Raw genomic sequence first — 20,679 nt, forward strand, 5'->3', positions numbered from 1 at the left:
GAATGATCAAACGGGCATAGCATCCCATATAGACAACTTTGACTAATCGAGACGGCAGGAAGTGGAATGCGCATGACCGTGAACCTCCGGGACACCACGCCCACGACCACGCCCACGACCACGACCACGACCACGACCACGCCCACGCCCACCGAGCTTCGCCGCGCCCTCGCGGCCTACCCCACCGGGGTCATCGCCGTCTGCGCCCGGATCGGGGACGACCCGGTCGGCATGGCGGTCAACTCGTTCACGTCGATCTCCCTCGAGCCGCCGTTGGTCGCGATCAGCGTGGCCCGGACCTCCACCACCTGGCCGCTCCTCTCCGGGAGGCGGCTCGGGATCAGCGTGCTCTCCGTCGACCAGGAGGCACTCTGCCGGCAACTGTCGTCGCGCGTCGCTGACCGGTTCGCGGGGGCCGAGTGGCAGGCGCGTGACGGCGGATCGGTGCTGATCAGCGGCGCGGCCCTCTGGCTCGAGTGTGAGGCTCGCTCGGTCTTCGATGGCGGCGACCACGAGATCGTGGTCATGGAAGTGCTCGGTGCGCAGTCATTCCCCGACGTCGATCCCCTCGTGTTCCACCAGAGCCGGTTCCACGTCATCCACGGTGTCCACTGAGCTGGCTGCCATGTTCACCGGCGTCGTCGTGACCGGACATGGCCGCGGTCGCACCCTGGGGTTCCCGACCGCCAACATCGAGCTCTTCGACGCCACGGCGATGCCGCCTGACGGGGTCTACTCCTGCTGGATCCGTCGCCCGCCCGACACCGGCTTCCTCGGAGCGACGGTCAGCGTCGGCGACAACCCCACGTTCGACGACGTGGACGGCAAGCAGGTCGAGGCGTACATCCACGATGTCGACGAACGCCTCTACGGCTGCATCGTCGAGGTCCACCTCGCCATGCACCTGCGCCCGATGCTGAAGTTCCCCACCCTGGCCGAGCTCATCAGGCAGACGGCAGCCGACGTGCAGCGCTCACGCACGGTGCTGGCTCGTTCGCGACCGCCGGATGTCGACTGACGTCCGCCGCAGTCCTGCACCGCGCCGAGGTGTGGGCCCCTACCCCGACCGCTGGGGGGACAGGTCGCGCAGCACGACCTCGCGGCCGAGCTTGAGCTCCAGCTCGGCGACCTGGGCGAGCAGCAGCTCAGCGGCGGCCATGGCGTCGGTGAGCGCGTGGTGGGCGGTGTAGCGGGGCAGCCCGTAGGCCCGTCGCGCTGCGTCGAGGCGCAGTGACCCGGCGACCTGTCCGTGCACGTCGGTCAGGAGCCGATGCTGCAGGGCCATGGTGTCGACGGTCGTGAGCGGTGGGCGGGAGCCGTACGCCGACACCGTGGCCGCGGCGAGGAACTCCACCTCGATCGGAGCGTGGTGGGCCAGCAGGACGCGCCCGTGCAGGGCGCGGAGCAGGAGCGGGAGCGCGTCGGCCAGGGGAGCGGCATCGGAGAGCTGGTCGTCGGTGAGCCGGTGGAAGGTGGCCGACGGGCCGACGTCCACGTCGCCGGGAGGGCGCAGCCGGAGCTCGCGGGCCTGGGCGAGCACCACCCGGCCACCGACCACCGGCACCCATCCCAGCGACAGGAGGTGGTCGGTCCGCGGGTCCAGCCCCGTCGTCTCCACATCGAGGGCGAGGAGCTCGACGTCCACCACCGGGGTCGCGTCCCCCGGAGGTGGCGCGGCAGCGAGCTCCCGCAGTGGTCCCGCCGGATAGTGCCCGGGCGCGCGTCGACGGTGTCGGAGGAAGGGCAGGAGCCCTCTCACTGGAACCCCGGAAGCAGTCGGTCGGCGAGGTGCTGCTTCGCGGTCCGCACGATCTCGAAGGCGTCCCTGAGGTGGCGGCGCTGCCGCTGGGTGAGGTTGGCGGGCGCGACGTTGTTGTCGGGCTGCCGGCCGGCGCGGACCTGCGCCGCCTGGTGGTGCAGCCTGACGTAGGACATCAGCTCCAGGGCGTCGCTCAGCTCGGCTGCCGTGTCCGGGTCCAGGAGCCCGGCCGTGGCCGCGGCGTTCAGGCGTCGCCGCGTCGACAGCGCCGGGGACCCGGCCCGCAGGGCGTGGATCCGCGCGAGCTGGACGACCCCGGAGATCGGACGCTTGATGTCGAGGGTGTCGCGGTGCTCGCCGTGCCGCTCCAGCACCAGTCCCCGGAAGAACCCCAGGGGCGGTCGCGTGGCGAGGGCCTGTCGCGACAGGTGGCCGAGCAGGCGGGGTGAGGCCATCGCGACCGAGGACTGGTGGACCTGCTCGGCCAGCCGTCGGTCGCCCACGAGGTGGCGCATGTCGTGGAAGACCGCGGAGTGCAGCACCGCGTCGGGATCGGGTTCGCGTGACCAGTCCGCGAACCGGTCACGCCACTGCCCGACGGACAGCCGCCACTGGGGGTTGGTGGCCATCATCCCGCCCGGGCAGCGCGGCCACCCGCACTGCTCGAGCGTCGAGGTGACCCGTTCGGCCAGCTCCGCGAACCACGCGTCGCCCGCCTCGTCGGTCTCCGTGGCCAGCACGATCGCGTGGTCCTGGTCGGCGGTGAACCCCTCCTCCTCGCGCGCCGCGGAGCCCAGCACCACCCAGCTGTACGGCACGGGTGGCGGACCCAGCTCGTCCTCCACCAACGCGACGACCCGTCGGCGTACGGCGTCGCCCAGGGCGGTCGCCACGCGCGAGATGTCCGCGGCACTCACGTCACGCTCGACGAGCTGGCCCAGCACGGCATGGATGCCCGGCGCCTCCGCGATCACCCCCGCCAGCGTCGTCTGGGCGCCGATGGTCGCGGCGAGGTAGACGGGGTTCGCGTTCTCCAGGCGGACCAGGTCCGTGGTGCTCACCAGGCCGACCGGCCGGCCGGAGTCGTCGAGGACCGGGAGGTGGTGGATGTCGCGGCTCACCATCTCCAGGAGCGCCTCGAACGCCAGGGCGTCGATGGAAAGGGTGACCGGCTCCGCCGTCATGACCGACTGCACCTCGCTGTCGGGGGAGAGGCCCACGGCGAGCACCCGGTTGCGCAGGTCGCGGTCGGTCACGATGCCCCGGAGCTCGCCGTCCGCCACGACGAGGATGCTGGAGACGCCCGCGCTGGACATGGCGGCCGCGGCGTCCGCCACAGTGGCAGTGAGCGAGGTGGTGACCGGCCCGCGGGTGAGCAGGTCACCGACCCGCGTGCCCAGCACGGTGCTGCCGGACGTGGCGCGCTGCAGGTTGCCGATCGCCCGGGCGAGGCGCGCGTGGTGGGTGGCGGCGTAGAACGTCGCGAAGTCCGGATGGGTCCTCGACAGCTCGTCGAACGCCTCCGGCTCGAGGACCAGGAGCAGGGTGTCCTCGACCGCGGTGCACCGGTAGCGGGTCGGGCGGTGCTCCAGCAGCGAGCTCATCCCGAAGGCCTCCCCGGTGCCGACCCGGTCGACCAGCTCGCCGGTCTCGTCCCGGACCTCCACGGCGCCGGATCTCACGACGTACAGGCCGTCGCCGTGGTCTCCCACGTCGAGCACCACACTGCCGCGTCGCTCGTAGCGCAGCGTGCACCTGCGCGGCAGCGCTGCGAGCACCTCGCCCGGCAGCCTGTCGAACGGTGCGTGCCGGGCCAGGAAGTCCCGGACCTCGGCGAGCTCGGCCTCCATGACGCCATGGTGGCACCGACTCGGCGCCCAGGGGTGTGTCAGGAGCTGTTCGTGAGGAGGGCGAGGGTGTCGCGCACCCCTGCCTGGTCGCCTCCGCGGCGCGCCCGATCTCCTCGACGGGGGCGGCAGAAAGGCAGCCCTCCGGAGGGTTCAGCTGCCGGGGTGACGCGTGCGCGCGTCCGCTCGTCGCCGTTCAGCGATAGCGGCGCGGGGGAGTCCAGTGGCTCCCGAACTCCAGGTTGAAGGATTCGGGTTCGAACGGGCTGTCGCCACCGGCGGGAAAGCTTGACAGCTCTCCGAAGACGATGCGGCCGGGGAGGTCGTAGAGGTCCACCCGGACGAAGTCGGTGTCCTGGGCGAGGCGTTCGGCCAGCTCGACCAGCTCGTCCAGCCGCGACGGCCGGGGGATCGGCGGTGCGGCCCAGGGATTGCCTCCGCTGAGCGGCAGGTGGGCCCAGTCCCGGTCGAAGAAGTCCTGTGTCCGGCCGTCGAAGCGTCCCCGGTCGACCTGGACGTAGCGACAGGTGCCGTGGAACACGAAGAACTTGTAGTCGTCGGGGATCCCGCCCTCGACGCCGGTCAGGAGCTCCTCGACGACCAGGCGTCGCGGCACGTGCCCGTAGGCCCATTCCCGGTTGGGCCCCTGGCCGTAGAGCTGGGAGAGCCACGACTCGCCGAGGGCCACGAGGTGCTCGACCGGCGCGTGCTCGGGTCGTACGTGGTGGTAGCCCCATGAGCTCGCGGGGTCGGGCAGCCGCGACGTGGCGGGCGCCTCGGCGGAGACGACGACGGCGACGCCGCTGCCGTGCGTGGGCTTGAGCACGTACGCCGGTGGCAGGGCGGCACGTGCCAGGTCCCTCGGGTCGTCGATCACGTGGAGGAGCTTCGGCAGCACGTCCGGGCCGGCGAGCGCGGCGACGTGGTCGCGTACGGCGACCTTGTCCGCGAAGGTCACCATCAGCGGGCGATGGTCGCGCAGCATCTTGTAGCGGACCTTCTCGTTGAAGGTGCGTGGCCGGCGGGTCCGCCACAGTCGCCACCAGCGCACGAGCCGACTGCGCTGGCGCCAGGCGAGCGACCGCGCCGGGGCCCGCCTTCCGCTCACGAGTGCGACCACGCCTGCATCCTGCCTGACGGGGGTCGGGCCCAGGGCGCCGGAGGCAGAGCCATGCCACCTTCGGGGGAGGACCCATTGCCCGTCGTGTGAAAAGGTCGTGGCCATGAACTCGTTGTCGGAGCGGATGGCGCAGGCCGCTCGAGACCTGCAGGACGACCACGGGGATGCTCAGGCCACCTTCCAGAGTGCGGTCGAGGTGGCGCTGACGTCCGTGGAGGGCTGCGACGCTGCCGGCCTCTCCTTCGTGGCGCGCAAGCGCATCCTGGAGACGGTCGCCGCCACGGACGACATGGCCCGGGTCGCTGACCAGCTGCAGTACGAGCTGGGGCAGGGGCCCTGCCTCGACGCCGTGTGGCACGAGCAGGTGGTGCTCAGCCCGAGCCTGGAGCACGACGAGCGGTGGCCGCTGTGGGGGCCGAGGGTCGTCGAGGCGACCAAGGCCCAGAGCATCATGTCCTTCCAGCTCTTCACCCACCAGGAGCGGCTCGGCGCACTCAACCTCTACTCGAGAACGCGTGACGGGTTCGACGACTCCGCGGTCGACGAGGGGTTCGCGGTCGCCGCCCACATCTCGATCGCGGTCTCGGCCTCGCAGGAGGTCGACCACCTGTCGAAGGGACTCACCAGCCGGACGGTCATCGGCCAGGCGACCGGGATCCTGATGGAGCGCTACGACCTCGACTCCGTGCGGGCTCTCAGCGTGCTGACGCGGATGTCGAGCCAGGGCAACGTCAAGCTCCGCAAGCTCGCGGAGGAGATCGTGGAGCACCGGGCCGCCGGCGTCGCGCGCCGCGAGGCCTGACGCTGCGGCGACGTACGCGCTCCGGTCTCACGCACGAGCCCCGGCCACCCTTCGCGAGGGCAACCGAGGCCAATGCCGGCACGACCAGCCGGCTGCTTGACCGGACGACCTCAGCCCGCGCAATTCGCGGTCGCGAAGGCCGTGCTCACCCTGTACCCGGTCGTATGCGGTGCAAACACCCGGCTGTCACGATAAGGGGCATGCCGACCATGCAGCGCCGTCCCGCCTGGCAGCAGGCCGCCGTCCTGACGGGCGGGTTCGTCGTGGTCCTGTGGCTGCTCGAGATCGTCGATGCCGCGTCCGGCCACCCGCTGGACGCGTACGGCGTGCAGCCCCGGTCGGACGACGGACTCGTCGGCGTGGCCGTGGCCCCGATGCTGCACTTCGGGTTCGACCATCTGGTCGGCAACACAGTGCCCGTCCTGGTGCTCGGCTTCCTGACCCTCGCCACCGGCATCGCACGCGGCCTCCTCGCGACCGCGATCATCTGGGTCGTCGGCGGACTGGGCGTGTGGCTGTTCGCCCAGCCCGGCAGCAACCACGCCGGTGCCTCGGTCCTCATCTTCGGGTGGATCGTCTTCCTGGTCGTCCGGGGGTTCCTCAATCGGCGCCCGACCGAGATCCTCATCGGGGTCGCGGTCTTCCTGCTCTACAGCGGCGCGCTGCTCGGCGTGCTGCCCGGGCAGCACGGTGTGTCGTGGCAGGGGCACCTGTTCGGCGCCGTCGGCGGTGCGGTCGCAGCCAGGGTCCTGAGCAGGCCACGCGACCGGTACGACGCCCTGCGCTGAGCAGGAGACGAAGGTCTCGCCGTCCCGGAGGAATCCTGTCCTTCGGCGGGCCGTTCCTCAGGGGCCACACCGTTCAGACATACGAGGAGATTCACATGCGCAGCGTCGCCCACGACACCTTCGGAGCTCCCGAGCAGGTCCTCACGGAGCGAGAGGTCCCCACGCCGAGCGCGGGCCCCGGTCAGCTGCTGGTGCGGATGGTCCTGTCACCCATCCACAACCACGACCTCGTCACCGTCCGGGGCGCGTACGGCGTCAAGCCCGCGCTCCCGGCGGTCGGGGGCACCGAGGCAGTGGGCGTGGTCGAGGCCGTCGGGGACGGTGTCGAGCCCGACCTGGTCGGTCAGCGGGTCGCCGTGGCCGGGTCGCCCGGCACGTGGGCGGAGCACTTCGTCGCTCCCGCAGGCGCCGTCATCCCGGTGCCGGCGGCCATGTCGAACGAGGCCGCCGCCCAGCTGATCTCGATGCCGTTCAGCGCCATCACCCTCGTCGAGTTCCTCGGCGTCGGCCCGGGTGACTGGGTCGTGCAGACCGCGTCCAACGGCGCCGTCGGCAAGATCGTCGCGGTCCTCGCGAAGTCGCGGGGGATCAACCTCGTCAACCTCGTACGCCGTGAGGCCGCCGTCGCCGAGCTGGCCGAGCTCGGCATCGACAACGTCATCGCCACCGAGTCCGCTGACTGGGTGGAGCAGGCTCGGGCCCTGGTCGGCGAGGGTGGCGCCCGCGCCGCCGTCGACTCGGTCGGCGGTCACGTCGTCGACGGACTCGCGGAGCTCCTCGGCGAGGACGGCCTGCTGGTCACCTTCGGCGCGGCCAGCAACCAACCGCTCGTGATCAGCAGCGGGCCCGTCATCTTCAAGCAGCTCACCGTCAAGGGCTTCTGGGGCGCGAAGGTCAGCCGGACCACATCGGCGGAGGACCGGAGCCGGCTCTTCGGCGAGCTCATCGGCCTCGTCCTCGACGGCTCCCTGGCGCTCACCTCCGGCGGGACGTACGACCTGGGCCGGCCGGCAGAGGCCGTCGCTGCGTCGCAGACCCCGGGTCGCCCCGGGAAGATCATGTTCCGGCCCTGACCCGGCGAGTGAGTCCAGCGTCACGTACTGATCGGTAACGAACGCCGGACGAGGGCGGCGCGCCACTTCTAGCCTTCACGCCATGCGCGCCCTCCCCCTCCGCTAGGCCCTCCTCCCCGCCCTCCTCCTGGTCCTGCTCGCTCCCGCCCTCACCGCCTGTTCCGGGCCGGACGACGCAGCCCCCAACGCAGCGCAGCACGTGTCCCAGGAGGAGGACGAGGCCGTCGTGGCGTGGCGGAAGGCCGTCGAGGCCGAGCTCGGGACCGACACCTTCGACTTCGCGACCATCCAGCAGAGCGCGGCGGTGGACTGTCTGCGCACCGATGCCAGCTCGTGGACCGTCGAGCTCGCGCTCAGCGGCGACGTCGCCACCTCCGGGTTGACCCGGGTCGGCCTCGAGCACGCCTGCGCGGACGTCGTACCCGCTTTCGACGAGGCCGTCGCGTCCGTGGAGCGGGCGGCCGATCCGCTCGACCTGGTCTGCGGCCCGGGTGTGGAGCTCACCTCGGAGGACTCGCTCAGGACCGAGCTCGTCTGCGCCCACCGCTGACCCGGTCGCCTACTTGCTCTCGTCCTGGCCCGCCCGGGGGTCGGGAATGGTGTCGGGCAGGTCCCGCACAGGCATCACGACCACGTCGTTGACCTTCCAGTCGAGGTCGCGCAGCGCCTCGACGGCGTCCTCGAGCTGGTCGAGGCTCGGCGCGTCGCCCACCGGCTGGACGAACGCCTCGACGTGGAACACGTGGCCCTGGTCGCGCACCCGGCTCCTGCTGTCGCCCACCCACGCCAGCCTCTGCAGCGCCGCGTCCACGTCGCGCGTCAGCGGGTGCGGATGCTTGTCGTCGTACGTGCGCGCCCGCTCGTCCATCAACGCGCTGGACGCATGGCGCAGGTTGCGCCACCCGTCGCGCACGATGCTGGCCGAGATGAGGAGCGCGGCGCCGGAGTCGGCCCACCACAGGCCGATCCCGATCCCGAGCACACCGACGATGGTGCCTGCGGCAGTCATCCAGTCGGCCTTCTGCATGTCGGCGTCGGCGTAGAGCACCTTGTCGTGGAGCTCCTCCGCGAGGGGGAGCTTCAGGCGGCCCAGGATGAAGGGTCCGACCCCTGTGTAGACCATCGCGCCGATCATCAGCCACCCCGACCAGAAGGTCTGGCCGAGCAGGTGCGTCGTGCCGATCGGGGGGTGCTCGGCTCGCACCAGGCCCGTTCCCGCGTCGTACATCAGCGCAAGCCCCACGGTCAGCAGCGCGACGGACGCCGTCAGGTGGCCGATCGCGGTAGAGCGGTGGAAGCCGTAGGGATGGTCGGCCGTCGGGCGCTTCCTCGCCCGCCGCACGGCGACCAGGAAGGCCAGGGGAGGCACCAGCGCGAGCATGTCCTCGATCCAGGCCGTCTTCATGGCCTGCGAGCTGCCCATCGTCGCGGCGACGAGTGCGATGGCGGACGCCATGAAGACGAGAGTGATGACCTCCAGGCGCTTCGCCTTCTTCAGCGCGGCTGCCTGACGGGACGGCAGCTCGGCGTGCCCGAACCGGCCGACGCCCTGGCCGCCCTCGCCCGAGACACCCGTCCTGCTCACGACCCGCCTCCGTTCTTGTTCTCGTCCAGCCACCGCTCGAGCTCGGACTGCAGGGCGTTCTCGCCCATCGGCACCATCATCACGTGGGCCTCGGTGGAGCCGTCGACGACGACCTCGGCGTAGGGGCGGGTCAGCCCGACCTTGTCGACCCACAGGTTCGCGTCGGTGAAGCCGCCGACGGCCAGGTCCAGCTCACCGTCCTCGAGCATCGTGACGAGGTGCTCCTCGCCGGCGACGGTCCACTCCACGTCGGCGCCGAGGTGCTCGGCGAAGCCCTCGACCAGCTGCGGCTCCCGGCCGCCGGGCGCGCGCTCGCCGTCGAGCTCGACCCAGCCGGTCCGCGGCGAGGCGCCCACGCGCAACGTGCCACTGGACCGCACCTGGTCGAGCGTGCCGTCGGGATCGGTCGGGATGGTGAGCCCGCAGCCGCCGAGGAGCAGGCCCACGCCGATCGCCAGCACCGCCCGTCGCGTCGAAGCGGGACCGGAGCCCCGCCCCTCACGCCTGGTCATGGCGGCGTCACGCGCCGCTTGGGCGGCGACGCAGTGGCCGGGTCGCGGGTCCCTCGAGAACCTCGCCTTCAGGGGTGAACCGCGATCCGTGGAGCGGGCAGTCCCACGTCTCCTCGGCGTCGTTCCACTTCAGGAGCCCGCCGAGGTGGGTGCACACGCCGACCACGCCGCACGCGCTTGCCTGCGCCGGTCCCGCCGCCCCTGGGAGCCGCTCGCGGAGCGTGCGAGCCGCGCCGGTCGCGAGGGCTGCGCCGACACCCAGGTTGATCCGGGCGACCTCGGCGACCCCGGACGCGCTGGCGCTGCGGTCGCTCAGCACCTGGGCCCAGGACGGCAGGTCCCCGAGGATGTCGGACGAGATCGTGCGTGCGGCGGCCACCCCGTTGGCCATGCCCCACTTCTGGAAGCCGGTCGCCACGTGGATGCGGCCACCGCCGCGCGGCATGGGACCCACGAAGGGAACGCCGTCCGCAGGGCTGTAGTCCTGCGCGGACCAGTGATGCGTCTCGGTGGTGCCCGGGTACCAGGTCTCCGCCCACGACCGCAGGGTGTCGAGGTGGGCGAGGTGCGAGTCCGTCCGGCCAACCACGTGTCCCGCGCCACCCACGACGAGCTTGCCGCCGGGTGCGTCGCGCACCGAGCGGGTGTCCGACCCCGCCGAGAGGTACATCCCGTCCATCGGCTCGGCGCCGTCGAGGGCCAGCGCGTAGGAGCGCTGCGGCTCCAGCTTCGCGAAGTACAGCCCCCGGTCGAGGATCGGCGTACCCGTCGCCAGCACCAGGTGCTCGGCGCTGAGGGCCGCACCGCCGGCCAGCCGGACGGTCGGCCTGCCCTCCTTGGACACCGAGCGGACCCGGTGCCCCTGGTGCAGCGTGCCGCCGTGCTGGCGCAGCTGGTCGACGAGCGCGGCCAGCACGTCCATCGCATCGAGCTGTGCCTGCTCGGCGAGCACGGTCGCGCCGACGTGCGGGAACGGCACGTCGAGCCGGTCGCGCCACTGCACCGCCAGGCCCAGCTCGCTCGCGGCCCCGTGCTCGGCCTCCACCGACTCCAGCTCGTCCTCCGTCGCGGCGTACGTCACCGCCAGGCGGCGCTGGACCGCGACCCCGTGGTCGTCACAGAAGCGCAGCAGCCACTCCATGCCCTCGCGGTTGGCCTCGACGTAGGCGGCGGCCACCTCCTCCGACTGGTGGCGACGGATGCTCGAGAGGCGGGTGCCCTGCAGCAAGGTCACCTTGCCGGTGGTGTGACCGGTCGTGACGGCCCCGACGCCTCGTGCCTCCACGCACGCCACCCGCAGGCCGGCGCGCGCGAGCAGCAGGCTGGTGGTGAGCCCGGTCAGGCCGGCGCCGACCACCAGCGCGTCCAGCGACTCCCCGGGCCCGGGGAGGTCGTCGTCCGGCACCACGGGCGCCCGGTCGAGCCACAGGGAGGTCACCTGTCAGCCGCCGACCCGGACGAGGTGTCCCCGCCCTCCGCTGTCCGGCCCTCGTCCGGGGTGTCGCTGTCGGCATCGGGGGCGTTCACGGGATCGGAGTCGAGCTGGGTCTGCGGGTCCGTGCGGGGACCAGGGGCCGGGTCGGAGGTGCTCACGGTCGTCTCCTTCGAAGTCGTCAGCGAAGTTGCGCACCACATCCGTACCCCATTGCCCGCCTGTTCAGTCAAGGCGGGAGGAGGGGCCCGGCGGGCCTCGTGCACGTCGCCGACAGAGGCCTCAGGGTGAGCTCAGGCCGAGCGGAGCGGACCGTCGTCCAACCGCTCCAGCAGGTCGCGCGGGCCGTCGTATACCCACGAGACACCCGCGGAACGCAGGCGATCGGCCCCGGTTCCTCCGCTGAGCAGGCCGATGCACGGCACGCCGGCAGCATCCGCGCTCGCTGCGTCCCACGTCGCGTCACCGACGGCGATCGCCGAGCCGCCACCGGCGCGCGAGACGGCCAGCTCGAGGGCGTCGGGCGCCGGCTTGGTCTCGACGTCGTCCGAGCCGGTCACGAGCGCGCTCAGGTGCCTGCGGACGTCGACGAGGTGGAGGAGGTCGTCGACGAGGTCGGCCTCCGACGAGCTGGCCAGGGCCAAGGGGTGGCCGCGGGCCGCGAGTGCCTCGACGAGCTCCGAGGCGCCGTCGAGCGGACAGAGCGTCCGCAGCCCGGCGCGGAAGTACTTGTCGTGGAGCCCCCGCACGTCGTGGCCGACCGCGGTCTCGGCGGCGTCGCCTGCCACGTGCGCGACGAGGCGGTCGCCCCCCATGCCGATGGCCTCGTGGATCCGTACGGCGCCCACGTGGAGCCCGACGTCGTGGAAGGCCGCCTGCCACGCGACGACGTGCTGGTAGACCGAGTCGACGAGGGTGCCGTCGAGGTCGAGCACCACGATGGGGTGGGGCTGCTGATCAGAGGTCACCAGTGGCGTGTACCCCGATGGGCGAGTCGCATGCACGCCCGGGCGGGTGTGGTGTCGCTCGGGGTCGCAGGAGGACGATCGGACGACGATACCCAGACCCACCGATGTGGAGGGGGACCGCCGTGGAGCTGCTGCCCCAGAGCAGGGAAGCCCTGGACGAGTACGTCACGCCGTCGATCGACGACGTGGAGGACCTGCTGAGGGTGATCGAAGGCTGGGCGCTGCGAGCCGTGCCGGAGTGTGTGGCCCTGAGCGTCACGCTGCTCGACGACGACCTGACGTTCACCCTGGTCGACTCCTCCGCGGGCGGAGGGCGACCACCCGGGGGCTCGGAGCCAGGCGCGGGTACGCGGTCCCCGAGCGAGCAGGAGCGTCGCCACGCGCTGGACGAGGCGGAGTGGGCCGACATGGCTCGCGAGAGGGCCTTCGAGGGGATCGCCAGCACTGTGAGCCTCCCGGTGGTGGAGGAAGGTCGCGCCGTGCTCAACATCGACCTCTACGCCTCCACCGCCCACGCGTTCCACGACAGGATCGACGGCCTGGTCGCCGCACTCGGTGCCTGGCAGGCGGGCGCGGTGACCAACGCCGACCTCGGCTTCGAGACCCTGCGCAGGGCGCAGGCGGCTCCGGAGCGGCTGCGAGAGCAGCGCCTGGTCGACGTCGCGGTTGGCCTCGTCGCGGCGAGGGCCGGCCTGACCACCGACGACGCCCTCGACCTGCTGCGTGAGGCCGCCGAGGTGGCAGGCATCGGCGAGACCCAGGCAGCCAGTGTCGCGCAGCGCCTCCTCGCATAGCTCTCGCCTAGCTAGAGGGCCTAGCACGACTCCGGTGCATGGTCTCCGCCCATCCGGGTACCCGATCGGCATGGATCGAACTACTGGATCAGGCGCCCGCCACGTCAAGGTCGCACTTCTGGACGAGAGCGAGCTCGTCATGCACGGCCTTCGCGCCATGCTCGAGCCGCACTCCGCCGTGATCTCGGTAGTGCCGCACCGGCCGGACGGACCCGCACCGCTGAGCGACCTCACGCTCTACGAACCGTCCGCCCACCGACGCACCACAGGTGCTCGCGGCGTGCCGCAACGGTTCCCGACCCGCATGGTCGCCTTCGGCTGGGACTGCAGCCCCGAGGCGGTGTCTACCGAGATGTCCCGGGGCGCCGCAGGCTTCGTGAGCAAGTGGCTGCCCGCACGCCGGCTCATCTGGAACCTGCTCCAGGTCGCCGACGGTCGCGTGGTCGTGGACGCGTGGAACGGCCAGCCTCAGGCGAGCCGACCGACCGCGGACAAGTGGCCCCTGACCCACCGCGAGACCGAGGTCCTCTCGATGATCGCGTCGGGCCTCGCCAACCGTGAGATCGCCGAGAAGACGAACCTCAGCATCAACTCGGTGAAGTCCTACATCCGCGGCGCCTACGCCAAGATCGAGGTCACGTCCCGGTCGCAGGCTGTCCTGTGGGCGATCCAGCACGGACTGCTGGTCTCCAGCGACAACGGCGCGGAGGGGCAGCGCGCGGTCGCCCAGCAGGTCCGCGCGTGACCCGGTTCGGCTACTTCCTCTCGTGCGAGGAATACACCCCGGACCAGCTGCTCGAACAGGCCCGGCTGGCTGAGGAGGCGGGCTTCGACGCGCTCTGGATCAGCGATCACTTCCATCCCTGGACCGACGCCCAGGGCGAGTCCCCCTTCGTCTGGTCGATGATCGGCGCTGTCGCGCATGTGTGCGACCTGCCCGTGACGACGGCGGTCACCTGCCCGACGGTGCGCACGCATCCGGCGATCATCGCCCAGGCCGCCGCCACGTGCGCCGTGCTGCTGGGTGAGGGCCGGTTCACCCTCGGCGTCGGCAGCGGTGAGGCGCTCAACGAGCACGTGCTCGGCGATGCCTGGCCCCACACCGAGCGCCGGCTGGAGATGCTCGAGGAGGCAGTGGACGTCATCCGGAGGCTCTGGACGGGCGAGGTCGTCTCGCACGAAGGCCCGCACTACACGGTGGACACGGCCAGGATCTACACCCTGCCCGAGCGTCCGCCGGAGATCTACATGAGCGCCTTCGGCCCGAAGGCGCTGGAGGTCGCCTGCCGCATCGCCGACGGGTTCATCACCACCAAGCCCGACGGCGACTCCGTGGACAAGTTCCGCGCCGCCAAGGGCGCCGACGCGCCGACGCAGGCCGGATTCAAGGTCGCCTGGGGACCCAGCCGTGACGAGGCCATCGACACCGCGTACGGCATCTGGCCCAACGCCGGCGTGCCCGGCGAGCTCAGCCAGGTGCTGCCGAGCCCCCAGCACTTCGAGCAGGCCGCCGAGCTGGTGACCCGCGAGAAGTTCGCGGAGAACGGTGCCTTCGGCCCCGACGTCGCCGAGCACGTCGAGGCCTACGCGCCCTTCCTCGACGCCGGCTTCGACGACGTGTACGTCGCCAACATGGGACCGCACTACGCCGACATGATCGCCGCCTACGGGTCGGACGTCCTCCCCGAGCTCAGGAGCCTGGCTCGCGCCAGCTCCTAGAGTCACCGACCAAGCACGGGCCGGCATCGTGAGCCGTGGGCCGAAGCGACCACGTTTGTCGCCCGCCTGTGTCCGCATTCAGCCGTCGTACTCCGGGTCGCCGGTGACGTCCGCCGGCTTGGCCTCGTGCCCCTCGCGTCCGCGGGTGCGGCGCAGCTCCTTCATCTCGGCCTCGAAGACGTGGCGCCGCCCCTGCACCAGCTCGTCCAGCGCGCGCTGGTGGAGTGCCTTGGCTCGCGCGTAGAAGCCGTCGTCGTAGGCCTCGACCATCTGGAACGACCACATGCCGGGCAGCGGGTTGCCGCCCAGCACGTCGCGGTCGAGTGCGTCGGCGAGCTCGTCGTGCCCGGCGTCGCGCATCAGGCCGGTGGCCTCCTCCAAGGTGCTTTCTGCGCTGCCCATGAGACGGTGGAAGGCGTAGAGGTGGCCACGAGCGTCCTCCACGTGATCGAGGCCGGCGGAGAGCTTGCCGAGCGCCTCGACCGTCTCGTCGCTCACGCCTTCGGGTCGCCGGTGCTCGGGAGCGGGCCGGTCGGCAGCGGGCTGGTCGGGGGCGGGCTGGTCGCTCATGGAGGGGAGCCTCACACGCCCGGAGCCGAGGGCACCACGCTCGAACGGGCGGTTGCGCAGGTGGGCGAATCGTCGGCTCGTCGCGGGGTACCGGACACGACCATCACCACCCCACTGAGAGAGGAGCACGGCATGACCACTGCACGAGAGGTGATGACAGCGGGCGTCGAGTGCGCGTCGGTGAACGACACCGTCCGTGAGGCGGCGCGGAAGATGAGGGACCTGGAGGTGGGCGCCCTGCCGATCTGCGGAGACGACAACAGGCTCGCGGGCATGATCACCGACCGGGACATCGTGATCAACTGCGTGGCTGAGGGGAAGGACATGGACGACGTGCGCGTGCAGGACTTCGCTGGGGACGAGGTCGTCACCATCGGCGCGGACGACGACATCGAGGAGGCCCTCTCCACGATGGCGCGCAAGGGCGTCCGGCGGCTTCCGGTCATCGACGGGCACGACCTGGTCGGCATGATCAGCCAGGCCGACATCGCCAAGAACCTGCCGGAGGAGAAGGCGGGTCGGCTGCTCGAAGCAATCTCGGCGGCGCCGTCCACGGACTGACGCACCGCGCCACCCGGAGCCCCGCGGGATGGACCGCGGTGCATGCTCGCGGGGCAGGGTGGGCACTGGCGGGCATGAGCACTCACGCCACTCACGCACCGGGACGGCCGCCGGGACAGGCCGCAGGGGCGACGTCATGAAGGCGGTCACCTGGCAGGGGCGGATGGACATGCAGGTGGTGGAGGTGCCGGATCCGGTGATCGAGGACCCGACCGACGTGGTCGTCGAGATCACCTCGACCGGGCTGTGTGGCTCCGACCTGCACCTCTACGACCCGTTGACGCCCTTCATGAATCCTGGCGACGTCGTCGGGCACGAGCCGATGGGCATCGTGCGTGAGGTGGGCTCCGCGGTCGCGACCCTGCAGGCGGGGGACCGCGTCGTCGTCCCCTTCAACGTCAGCTGTGGGTCGTGCTGGATGTGTGAGCGCGGCCTGTTCAGCCAGTGTGAGACCACGCAGAACCGCGACACCGGCACGGGCGCCAGCCTGTTCGGCTACAGCAAGCTCTACGGCCAGGTACCGGGCGGTCAGGCCGAGATGCTGCGCGTCCCCTTCGCCGACACCCTGCCGATCAAGGTGCCGCACGGTCCGCCCGACGACCGCTTCCTCTTCCTCTCCGACGTGCTCCCCACCGCCTGGCAGGCCGTCGAGTACGCCGACGTCGAGGACGACGGCACGCTCCTGGTGATCGGTGCCGGACCCATCGGCGACATGTCCGCCCGGATCGCGATGCATCGCGGGCTGCGCGTCATCGTCGTCGACTCGGTCCGCGAGCGCCTCGCGCGCGTCCACGGCCAAGGGGCCGAGACGATCGACCACAGCGAGCTCGACGGGATCGGTGACCGCGTGCGCGAGCTGACGGACGGACGAGGGGCCGACGCCGTCATCGACGCGGTCGGCATGGAGGCCCACGGGTCACCGGTCGCGGAGACCGCGCAGAAGGCGCTCGCGCTGCTGCCCAAGAAGGTGCAGGAGAAGGTGATGCTCACCTTCGGCTCCGACCGGCTGGCCGCGCTGATGAGCGCCATCGACGCGGTCCGCCGGGGTGGCACGATCAGCGTCTCGGGCGTCTACGGGGGATCGACGGACCCGTTGCCGATGTTCCAGCTGTTCGACAAGCAGGTGCAGGTCCGGATGGGCCAGGCCAACGTGCGCCGGTGGAGCGACGAGATCCTCGCGCTGCTGCAGCAGGACGACGACGTGCTGGGCGTCGAGTCGTTCGCGACGCACCACCTGCCGCTCGAGGACGCGCCCGAGGCCTACCGCAAGTTCCGCGACAAGGAGGACGGCATGGTGAAGGTGGTGTTCACCCCGTGAGGATGCCCAAGCCGCGGGGCGGCCTGAGCGAGTGGGTGATCAACCGCCTCGCGAGCACCGGTGAGGGGTCCCTCGGACCCGCGCCCGTCGCTGACTCGTGGGCCGACGAGGTGATCTCGCTGTGGACCCTCCACGAGCTGTCCTACCGAGGCTTCGAGGATGCGTCCGACCACGCCGAGTGGGATCCCGAGGTGCTGGTGGTGCGCCACAGCCTCGAGCTGGTCCTCGAGGAGCGCCTGCGCTCGCGATGGGAGCATCCCGGCACGGACCCGGACGCCGCCGACGTACCCGCGTCCCTCGAGGCGCTCGTCGACGCGGACGACGGGCCCTCGCTCGCCGACCACGTACGCCGTCAGGCCGACCTCGAGCAGGTCCTCGAGCTGCTGCGGCAGCGCTCGATCTACCACCTCAAGGAGTCGGACCCGTCGGCCTGGGTCGTCCCCCGGCTCCCGGTCCGGGCGAAGGCGGCCCTCATGGCGCTGCAGTACGACGAGTACGGCGACGGCGACCCCAACCGGTTGCACGCCCACCTCTTCGCCCGGGGCCTCGAGGACGTGGGCCTGCGCTCGGAGTACGGCGCCTACGTCGACGACGCCCTGCCCGAGACGCTCGAGATGAACAACGCGGCCTCCATGTTCGGCCTGCACCGACGGCTCCGGGGCGCGGCGATGGGACACCTCGCGGCCTTCGAGATGACGAGCTCGCTGCCGTCGCGCAAGATCGTCCAGGGACTCGGGCGGCTGGGCCTGGACGGTCCCATGGCCGCCTACTACGACGAGCACGTCGAGGCCGACGCGATCCACGAGCACCTGGCCGCGCGCGACATCTGCGGCACGCTGGCGCAGGACGAGCCCGACCAGGCGGCCCAGATCCTGTTCGGGGCGTTCACCTGCCTGGACCTGGAGGGCCGTTTCGCCCGGGCGATGTTCTCCGCGTGGGAACAGCCGTCATGAGCGGCGGGAAGCGGGCCGACGACTTCGACCACCCTGACGTGGTGATCTACCCGGACGGCCCGATGCTCGTCCGTGGGGCCACGTCCATCCGGGACGAGGACGGGACCGTGCACCCCGTCGTGCGGCCCGTCGTGGCGTTGTGTCGCTGCGACAAGTCGAGCCGGCTGCCCTGGTGCGACGGCACCCACAAGGTCATCCCGCGTCAGTAGCCCGGTCGATGCGAGCCAGCACGCCACGGACGTGCTGGCGCACCTCAGCCATCACCAGCGTGCCGTCGGCGAAGCACCGCTCCGCGCCCAAGGCGTCGGCCTGCGCCCTCGTCCCGAGCTGGAGGATGGCTGATCCGCCGGGTGCCAGGTGATGGGCGACGACGTCGAGGCAGGCCCGCGCGACGTCGAGGCCGTCCGGGCCTCCGTCGATGGCACTCAAGGGGTCCTCGGGGAAGCACGAGGTCTGGTCACGCGGGACCCAGGGTGGGTCGGCGATGACGACCGGGAACTGCTCCTCGGGCTGCAGCGCCGACTCGAGCCGAGCCTCGCGCACCTCGACGCGGTCGGCCATCCCGCCCGCGAGTGCGTTGACGCGCGCGTAGTCACAGGCCACCGCGCTGGAGTCCACGCACACCAGCCGGCGCCCCGTCGTCGCCACGGCCGCCAGGCCGATGTGCCCGACGCCGGCACACAGCTCCAGCACCGGACCGCCGGGGGCTGTCACCATCAGGTCGGCTGCCCACTCGGACTGTGCCAGGGTCCACTGCCGCGGCCGCAGGACGCGGTCGTCGAAGGCGATGGTGAGCGGGCCGAAGGTCATCTGGTCGGTCATGCTCTCGCGCCTTGCTTCGTACGCCGTCGCGGCAGGGCGCGCGAGCGGTGGTGCCAGAGCGCGGACCGGGCGGCGTTCGCCCCGGCCGCGCCGTGCACGCCCCCGCCGGGGTGGGCGGACGCCGAACCGAGGAAGAGTCCGCGGACCCCGGTCCAGGCACGCCCGCGCATCGCCGGGACGGGACGGAACACCAGCTCCTGGTGCAGCTGCGAGGTGCCGCCGTTGAGGGCGCCCCCGACGAGGTTGGCGTTGCGGGCCTCGAGCTCGTGCGGCCCGAGCACGCGACGCGCCATGACGCGGTCGCCGAAGCCCGGCGCACGGGCCTCGATCCGCGCCTGCATGCGGTCGGCGAACCGCTCGCGGTCGTCGTGGTCCCAGCGACCGCTGATCTCCTCGCCGACGTCGCGGCGGGTCGCGGCGGGCTGCGGCACGTGGGCGTAGGCCCAGAAGGACTCCGTTCCCGCCGGTGAGCGCGAGGGGTCGCTGGTGGTCATCTGACCGGCGAGCAGGAAGGGGTGCTCCGGCACGACGCCGGAGGAGACCTGCGCCATCGTCTGGCCCAGCTCCTCCACCGAGTCGGCGACGTGCACCGTCCCCGGCAGCTGCGTCGGGCTCCCGGCCCAGGGGACAGGGCCGGACAGCGCCCAGTCGACCTTGACGGTGCCGGGGTCGAGCTCGAAGGAGCGCATCCCGCGCACGAGGCGCGGCGGGAGGTCCTCGGTGCGGACGAGGCCGCCGAACAGGCGCAGCGCGGCGACGTCGGCGATCACGGTGGTGGCGTCGTACCAGTCGCCGTGGCGGGTGAGGACCCCCGTGACCCGCCCTCCGCGTACGACGACCCGCTCCACCTCGGCGCCCGTCTCGAGCCGACCTCCGAGACCGGTGAACCGCGCGACGAGGGCGTCGGTGAGCGACTGGGCGCCGCCGCGGGGCACGGGGAACCCGACGGTCTGCCCGAGCATCGTCATGAGCACGCCGAACACGCCGGAGCCGGGCGAGTCGAGGGGGATGTCCGAGTGCCCCGCGTTGCCGGCGAGCAGCAAGCGGGCCGCGGGCCCGGCGAACAGGTCGCGCCCCAGCGACGTGACCGGTGTGGCGAGGCGCCGGACGATGTCCAGGCCGCCTGAGCGGGCCAGGGCCGGCAGGAGGCGGGCGCCGGCCCTCAGCGGTGGGAAGGGCGTCGTGAGGGCGTCGACCAGCCCCGGACCGATGCGGTCCCACGTCCGGCAGAGGTCGAGCCACGCGTCGCCGTCGCCGCCCCGGAGGGTGTCGAGCCCGGCGGCCGTCATCTCCCGGTCGCGGTGCAGCACCGCCCACTGCCCCTCGCCGAAGGGGTGCCCGAGCACGGCCGGCGCGTGCTCCCAGGCCAGCCCGTGGTCCTCGAGCCGCAGGGAGGTGACGGCCTGCGAGGCCAGGGCCAAGGGATAGAACGCGCTGAAGGTGTCGTGGACGAAGTCCGGGTGCACGTCGCGGTCGCTGCGGACGGCGCCACCCGCAGTGGGCTGTGCCTCGAGCACGAGGACGCTCCACCCGGCGTCCGCGAGGACGTTGGCTGCCACCAGCCCGTTGGGCCCGGCACCGATCACGATGGCGTCGTACGTGCGACCCACCGCTGGGATCACCGGGTCCTGCCCTCCACCACGAAGGCGAGTCGGCGCAGGGTCTCGATGTTGCGCAGGTGCAGCTGCGGGTCCTGGATCGGCTTGGGGATGAGGGCGCTGGGACCTCCGGTCACCTGCTCCACCATCGTGACCACGGTCGACTTCCCGTCGGGCTCGAGGGAGATCTCGACGTGGGCCTGCCCGGCCGGCCAGGCCCGCGCGAGCAGCAGGATCCGCCTGCCCTCCTCGACCTCGAGGACCTCCGTGGTGTCGTCGATGAGTGCGGGCCAGACCCCGACGCTGTGGTGCAGCCGCGACCCGACGGCGGGCCACGTGTCGTCGACCCCGCGCATCCGCGTGGCGCCCACCACGAAGAGGGGGTAGAGCCAGCCGTCGGCCAGCACCTCCCACACCCGCTCGGGACTGGCGGCGATGGGGCGGCTCGTGGTGCTCAT

General features: G+C 71.9%; 25 protein-coding genes. 13 read left to right on the plus strand and 12 right to left on the minus strand.

Translation table 11 applies throughout. The features are described 5' to 3' along the window. The first annotated feature begins 72 nt into the window (after positions 1-72). Positions 73-615, plus strand: coding sequence for a flavin reductase family protein (locus J3P44_RS22600; RefSeq protein WP_255892758.1), 543 nt, complete (start codon positions 73-75; stop codon positions 613-615). Then, the gene (locus J3P44_RS22605) at positions 605-1,018 is read left to right on the plus strand and encodes a riboflavin kinase (RefSeq protein ID WP_255892759.1); all 414 of its coding nucleotides are present in this window, start codon (positions 605-607) and stop codon (positions 1,016-1,018) included. The genes J3P44_RS22600 and J3P44_RS22605 overlap by 11 nt, the downstream gene beginning before the upstream one ends. Positions 1,019-1,057: 39 nt before the next feature. Here J3P44_RS22605 and J3P44_RS22610 read toward each other — a convergent pair whose 3' ends face one another. The 3 genes from J3P44_RS22610 to J3P44_RS22620 all read right to left on the minus strand — a co-directional run bounded on the left by J3P44_RS22610 (position 1,058) and on the right by J3P44_RS22620 (position 4,726). Further along, on the minus strand, positions 1,058-1,648 hold the full coding sequence (locus J3P44_RS22610) for a 3'-5' exonuclease (protein ID WP_255892760.1): 591 nt from the start codon (positions 1,646-1,648) through the stop codon (positions 1,058-1,060). 107 nt (positions 1,649-1,755) lie between these two features. Beyond that, a complete protein-coding gene (locus tag J3P44_RS22615; RefSeq protein WP_255892761.1) occupies positions 1,756-3,609 on the minus strand; it encodes a DUF294 nucleotidyltransferase-like domain-containing protein in 1,854 nt (617 codons plus the stop codon). 193 nt (positions 3,610-3,802) lie between these two features. Further along, positions 3,803-4,726, minus strand: coding sequence for an ATP-grasp fold amidoligase family protein (locus J3P44_RS22620; RefSeq protein WP_255892762.1), 924 nt, complete (start codon positions 4,724-4,726; stop codon positions 3,803-3,805). A 103-nt stretch (positions 4,727-4,829) separates the two neighbouring features. On the opposite strand from J3P44_RS22620, the gene J3P44_RS22625 reads away from it, so the two are divergent. The 4 genes from J3P44_RS22625 to J3P44_RS22640 all read left to right on the plus strand — a co-directional run bounded on the left by J3P44_RS22625 (position 4,830) and on the right by J3P44_RS22640 (position 7,939). Continuing rightward, positions 4,830-5,528, plus strand: a complete 699-nt coding sequence (locus J3P44_RS22625) for a GAF and ANTAR domain-containing protein (protein WP_255892763.1) — start codon at positions 4,830-4,832, stop codon at positions 5,526-5,528. A 200-nt stretch (positions 5,529-5,728) separates the two neighbouring features. Continuing rightward, complete coding sequence (locus J3P44_RS22630; RefSeq protein WP_255892764.1) at positions 5,729-6,316, plus strand: rhomboid family intramembrane serine protease; 588 nt, start codon at positions 5,729-5,731, stop codon at positions 6,314-6,316. 95 nt (positions 6,317-6,411) lie between these two features. Continuing rightward, positions 6,412-7,389: a zinc-binding dehydrogenase gene (locus J3P44_RS22635; RefSeq protein ID WP_255892765.1), complete on the plus strand. Its 978-nt coding sequence runs from the start codon at positions 6,412-6,414 to the stop codon at positions 7,387-7,389. Between the two features lie 199 nt (positions 7,390-7,588). Next, positions 7,589-7,939: a hypothetical protein gene (locus tag J3P44_RS22640; protein ID WP_255892766.1), complete on the plus strand. Its 351-nt coding sequence runs from the start codon at positions 7,589-7,591 to the stop codon at positions 7,937-7,939. Positions 7,940-7,948: 9 nt separating this feature from the next. On the opposite strand, the gene J3P44_RS22645 is transcribed toward J3P44_RS22640, so the two are convergent. The 5 genes from J3P44_RS22645 to J3P44_RS22665 all read right to left on the minus strand — a co-directional run bounded on the left by J3P44_RS22645 (position 7,949) and on the right by J3P44_RS22665 (position 11,886). Further along, positions 7,949-8,974: a cation diffusion facilitator family transporter gene (locus J3P44_RS22645; RefSeq protein ID WP_255892767.1), complete on the minus strand. Its 1,026-nt coding sequence runs from the start codon at positions 8,972-8,974 to the stop codon at positions 7,949-7,951. Then, on the minus strand, positions 8,971-9,486 hold the full coding sequence (locus J3P44_RS22650; RefSeq protein ID WP_255892768.1) for a transporter substrate-binding domain-containing protein: 516 nt from the start codon (positions 9,484-9,486) through the stop codon (positions 8,971-8,973). Before J3P44_RS22650 ends, J3P44_RS22645 begins: the two co-directional genes overlap by 4 nt. Before the next feature lie 7 nt (positions 9,487-9,493). After that, a complete protein-coding gene (locus J3P44_RS22655; RefSeq protein ID WP_255892769.1) occupies positions 9,494-10,924 on the minus strand; it encodes an FAD-dependent oxidoreductase in 1,431 nt (476 codons plus the stop codon). Further along, complete coding sequence (locus J3P44_RS22660; protein WP_255892770.1) at positions 10,921-11,079, minus strand: hypothetical protein; 159 nt, start codon at positions 11,077-11,079, stop codon at positions 10,921-10,923. Before J3P44_RS22660 ends, J3P44_RS22655 begins: the two co-directional genes overlap by 4 nt. Before the next feature lie 132 nt (positions 11,080-11,211). After that, positions 11,212-11,886, minus strand: coding sequence for an HAD family hydrolase (locus J3P44_RS22665; RefSeq protein ID WP_255892771.1), 675 nt, complete (start codon positions 11,884-11,886; stop codon positions 11,212-11,214). A gap of 122 nt (positions 11,887-12,008) precedes the next feature. Here J3P44_RS22665 and J3P44_RS22670 point away from each other — a divergent pair, with 122 nt between their 5' ends. The 3 genes from J3P44_RS22670 to J3P44_RS22680 all read left to right on the plus strand — a co-directional run bounded on the left by J3P44_RS22670 (position 12,009) and on the right by J3P44_RS22680 (position 14,399). Beyond that, positions 12,009-12,680 (plus strand): ANTAR domain-containing protein, encoded by a 672-nt coding sequence (locus tag J3P44_RS22670; RefSeq protein WP_255892772.1) that lies wholly within the window; start codon positions 12,009-12,011, stop codon positions 12,678-12,680. A gap of 70 nt (positions 12,681-12,750) precedes the next feature. Next, a complete protein-coding gene (locus J3P44_RS22675; RefSeq protein WP_255892773.1) occupies positions 12,751-13,425 on the plus strand; it encodes a response regulator transcription factor in 675 nt (224 codons plus the stop codon). Further along, positions 13,422-14,399, plus strand: coding sequence for a TIGR03557 family F420-dependent LLM class oxidoreductase (locus tag J3P44_RS22680; protein WP_255892774.1), 978 nt, complete (start codon positions 13,422-13,424; stop codon positions 14,397-14,399). Before J3P44_RS22675 ends, J3P44_RS22680 begins: the two co-directional genes overlap by 4 nt. A 78-nt stretch (positions 14,400-14,477) precedes the next feature. Here J3P44_RS22680 and J3P44_RS22685 read toward each other — a convergent pair whose 3' ends face one another. Beyond that, complete coding sequence (locus tag J3P44_RS22685; RefSeq protein WP_255892775.1) at positions 14,478-14,969, minus strand: hypothetical protein; 492 nt, start codon at positions 14,967-14,969, stop codon at positions 14,478-14,480. Positions 14,970-15,101: 132 nt separating this feature from the next. Between J3P44_RS22685 and J3P44_RS22690 the strand changes: the two genes are divergently transcribed. The 4 genes from J3P44_RS22690 (at position 15,102) to J3P44_RS22705 (ending at position 18,010) form a co-directional block, all read left to right on the plus strand. Beyond that, the gene (locus tag J3P44_RS22690; protein WP_255892776.1) at positions 15,102-15,530 is read left to right on the plus strand and encodes a CBS domain-containing protein; all 429 of its coding nucleotides are present in this window, start codon (positions 15,102-15,104) and stop codon (positions 15,528-15,530) included. Positions 15,531-15,666: 136 nt separating this feature from the next. Continuing rightward, complete coding sequence (locus J3P44_RS22695; protein ID WP_255892777.1) at positions 15,667-16,848, plus strand: zinc-dependent alcohol dehydrogenase; 1,182 nt, start codon at positions 15,667-15,669, stop codon at positions 16,846-16,848. 2 nt (positions 16,849-16,850) lie between these two features. Continuing rightward, positions 16,851-17,801: an iron-containing redox enzyme family protein gene (locus tag J3P44_RS22700; protein WP_255892778.1), complete on the plus strand. Its 951-nt coding sequence runs from the start codon at positions 16,851-16,853 to the stop codon at positions 17,799-17,801. Then, positions 17,798-18,010 carry a CDGSH iron-sulfur domain-containing protein gene (locus tag J3P44_RS22705; RefSeq protein WP_255892780.1) on the plus strand — a complete coding sequence of 71 codons (213 nt, stop codon included), beginning with the start codon at positions 17,798-17,800 and terminating at the stop codon, positions 18,008-18,010. The genes J3P44_RS22700 and J3P44_RS22705 overlap by 4 nt, the downstream gene beginning before the upstream one ends. Here the strand turns inward: J3P44_RS22705 and J3P44_RS22710 are convergent. Genes J3P44_RS22710 through J3P44_RS22720 form a run of 3 tightly spaced genes read right to left on the minus strand, consistent with a single transcriptional unit; the run spans position 17,994 to position 20,679 of the window. Then, a complete protein-coding gene (locus J3P44_RS22710) occupies positions 17,994-18,623 on the minus strand; it encodes a methyltransferase (protein ID WP_255892782.1) in 630 nt (209 codons plus the stop codon). The genes J3P44_RS22705 and J3P44_RS22710 overlap by 17 nt on opposite strands. Continuing rightward, positions 18,620-20,233: a phytoene desaturase family protein gene (locus tag J3P44_RS22715; protein ID WP_255892784.1), complete on the minus strand. Its 1,614-nt coding sequence runs from the start codon at positions 20,231-20,233 to the stop codon at positions 18,620-18,622. Before J3P44_RS22715 ends, J3P44_RS22710 begins: the two co-directional genes overlap by 4 nt. 8 nt (positions 20,234-20,241) lie before the next feature. Next, entirely contained in the window at positions 20,242-20,679 is a 438-nt protein-coding gene (locus J3P44_RS22720) for an SRPBCC family protein (RefSeq protein ID WP_255892785.1), read from the minus strand.

It is taken from the genome of Nocardioides astragali (assembly GCF_024436375.1).
In the GTDB taxonomy this organism is placed as follows: domain Bacteria; phylum Actinomycetota; class Actinomycetes; order Propionibacteriales; family Nocardioidaceae; genus Nocardioides; species Nocardioides astragali.

Excerpts from the sequence above, each read along its gene's own strand:
- J3P44_RS22685 (WP_255892775.1), bottom strand. The coding sequence starts at position 14,969 with ATGAGCGACCAGCCCGCCCCCGACCAGCCCGCTGCCGACCGGCCCGCT.
- J3P44_RS22700 (WP_255892778.1), top strand. The coding sequence starts at position 16,851 with ATGCCCAAGCCGCGGGGCGGCCTGAGCGAGTGGGTGATCAACCGCCTC.
- J3P44_RS22720 (WP_255892785.1), bottom strand. The coding sequence starts at position 20,679 with ATGAGCACCACGAGCCGCCCCATCGCCGCCAGTCCCGAGCGGGTGTGG.
- J3P44_RS22625 (WP_255892763.1), top strand. The coding sequence starts at position 4,830 with ATGAACTCGTTGTCGGAGCGGATGGCGCAGGCCGCTCGAGACCTGCAG.
- J3P44_RS22675 (WP_255892773.1), top strand. The coding sequence starts at position 12,751 with ATGGATCGAACTACTGGATCAGGCGCCCGCCACGTCAAGGTCGCACTT.
- J3P44_RS22690 (WP_255892776.1), top strand. The coding sequence starts at position 15,102 with ATGACCACTGCACGAGAGGTGATGACAGCGGGCGTCGAGTGCGCGTCG.
- J3P44_RS22615 (WP_255892761.1), bottom strand. The coding sequence starts at position 3,609 with ATGGAGGCCGAGCTCGCCGAGGTCCGGGACTTCCTGGCCCGGCACGCA.
- J3P44_RS22630 (WP_255892764.1), top strand. The coding sequence starts at position 5,729 with ATGCCGACCATGCAGCGCCGTCCCGCCTGGCAGCAGGCCGCCGTCCTG.
- J3P44_RS22650 (WP_255892768.1), bottom strand. The coding sequence starts at position 9,486 with ATGACCAGGCGTGAGGGGCGGGGCTCCGGTCCCGCTTCGACGCGACGG.
- J3P44_RS22635 (WP_255892765.1), top strand. The coding sequence starts at position 6,412 with ATGCGCAGCGTCGCCCACGACACCTTCGGAGCTCCCGAGCAGGTCCTC.
- J3P44_RS22600 (WP_255892758.1), top strand. The coding sequence starts at position 73 with ATGACCGTGAACCTCCGGGACACCACGCCCACGACCACGCCCACGACC.
- J3P44_RS22705 (WP_255892780.1), top strand. The coding sequence starts at position 17,798 with ATGAGCGGCGGGAAGCGGGCCGACGACTTCGACCACCCTGACGTGGTG.
- J3P44_RS22710 (WP_255892782.1), bottom strand. The coding sequence starts at position 18,623 with ATGACCGACCAGATGACCTTCGGCCCGCTCACCATCGCCTTCGACGAC.
- J3P44_RS22695 (WP_255892777.1), top strand. The coding sequence starts at position 15,667 with ATGAAGGCGGTCACCTGGCAGGGGCGGATGGACATGCAGGTGGTGGAG.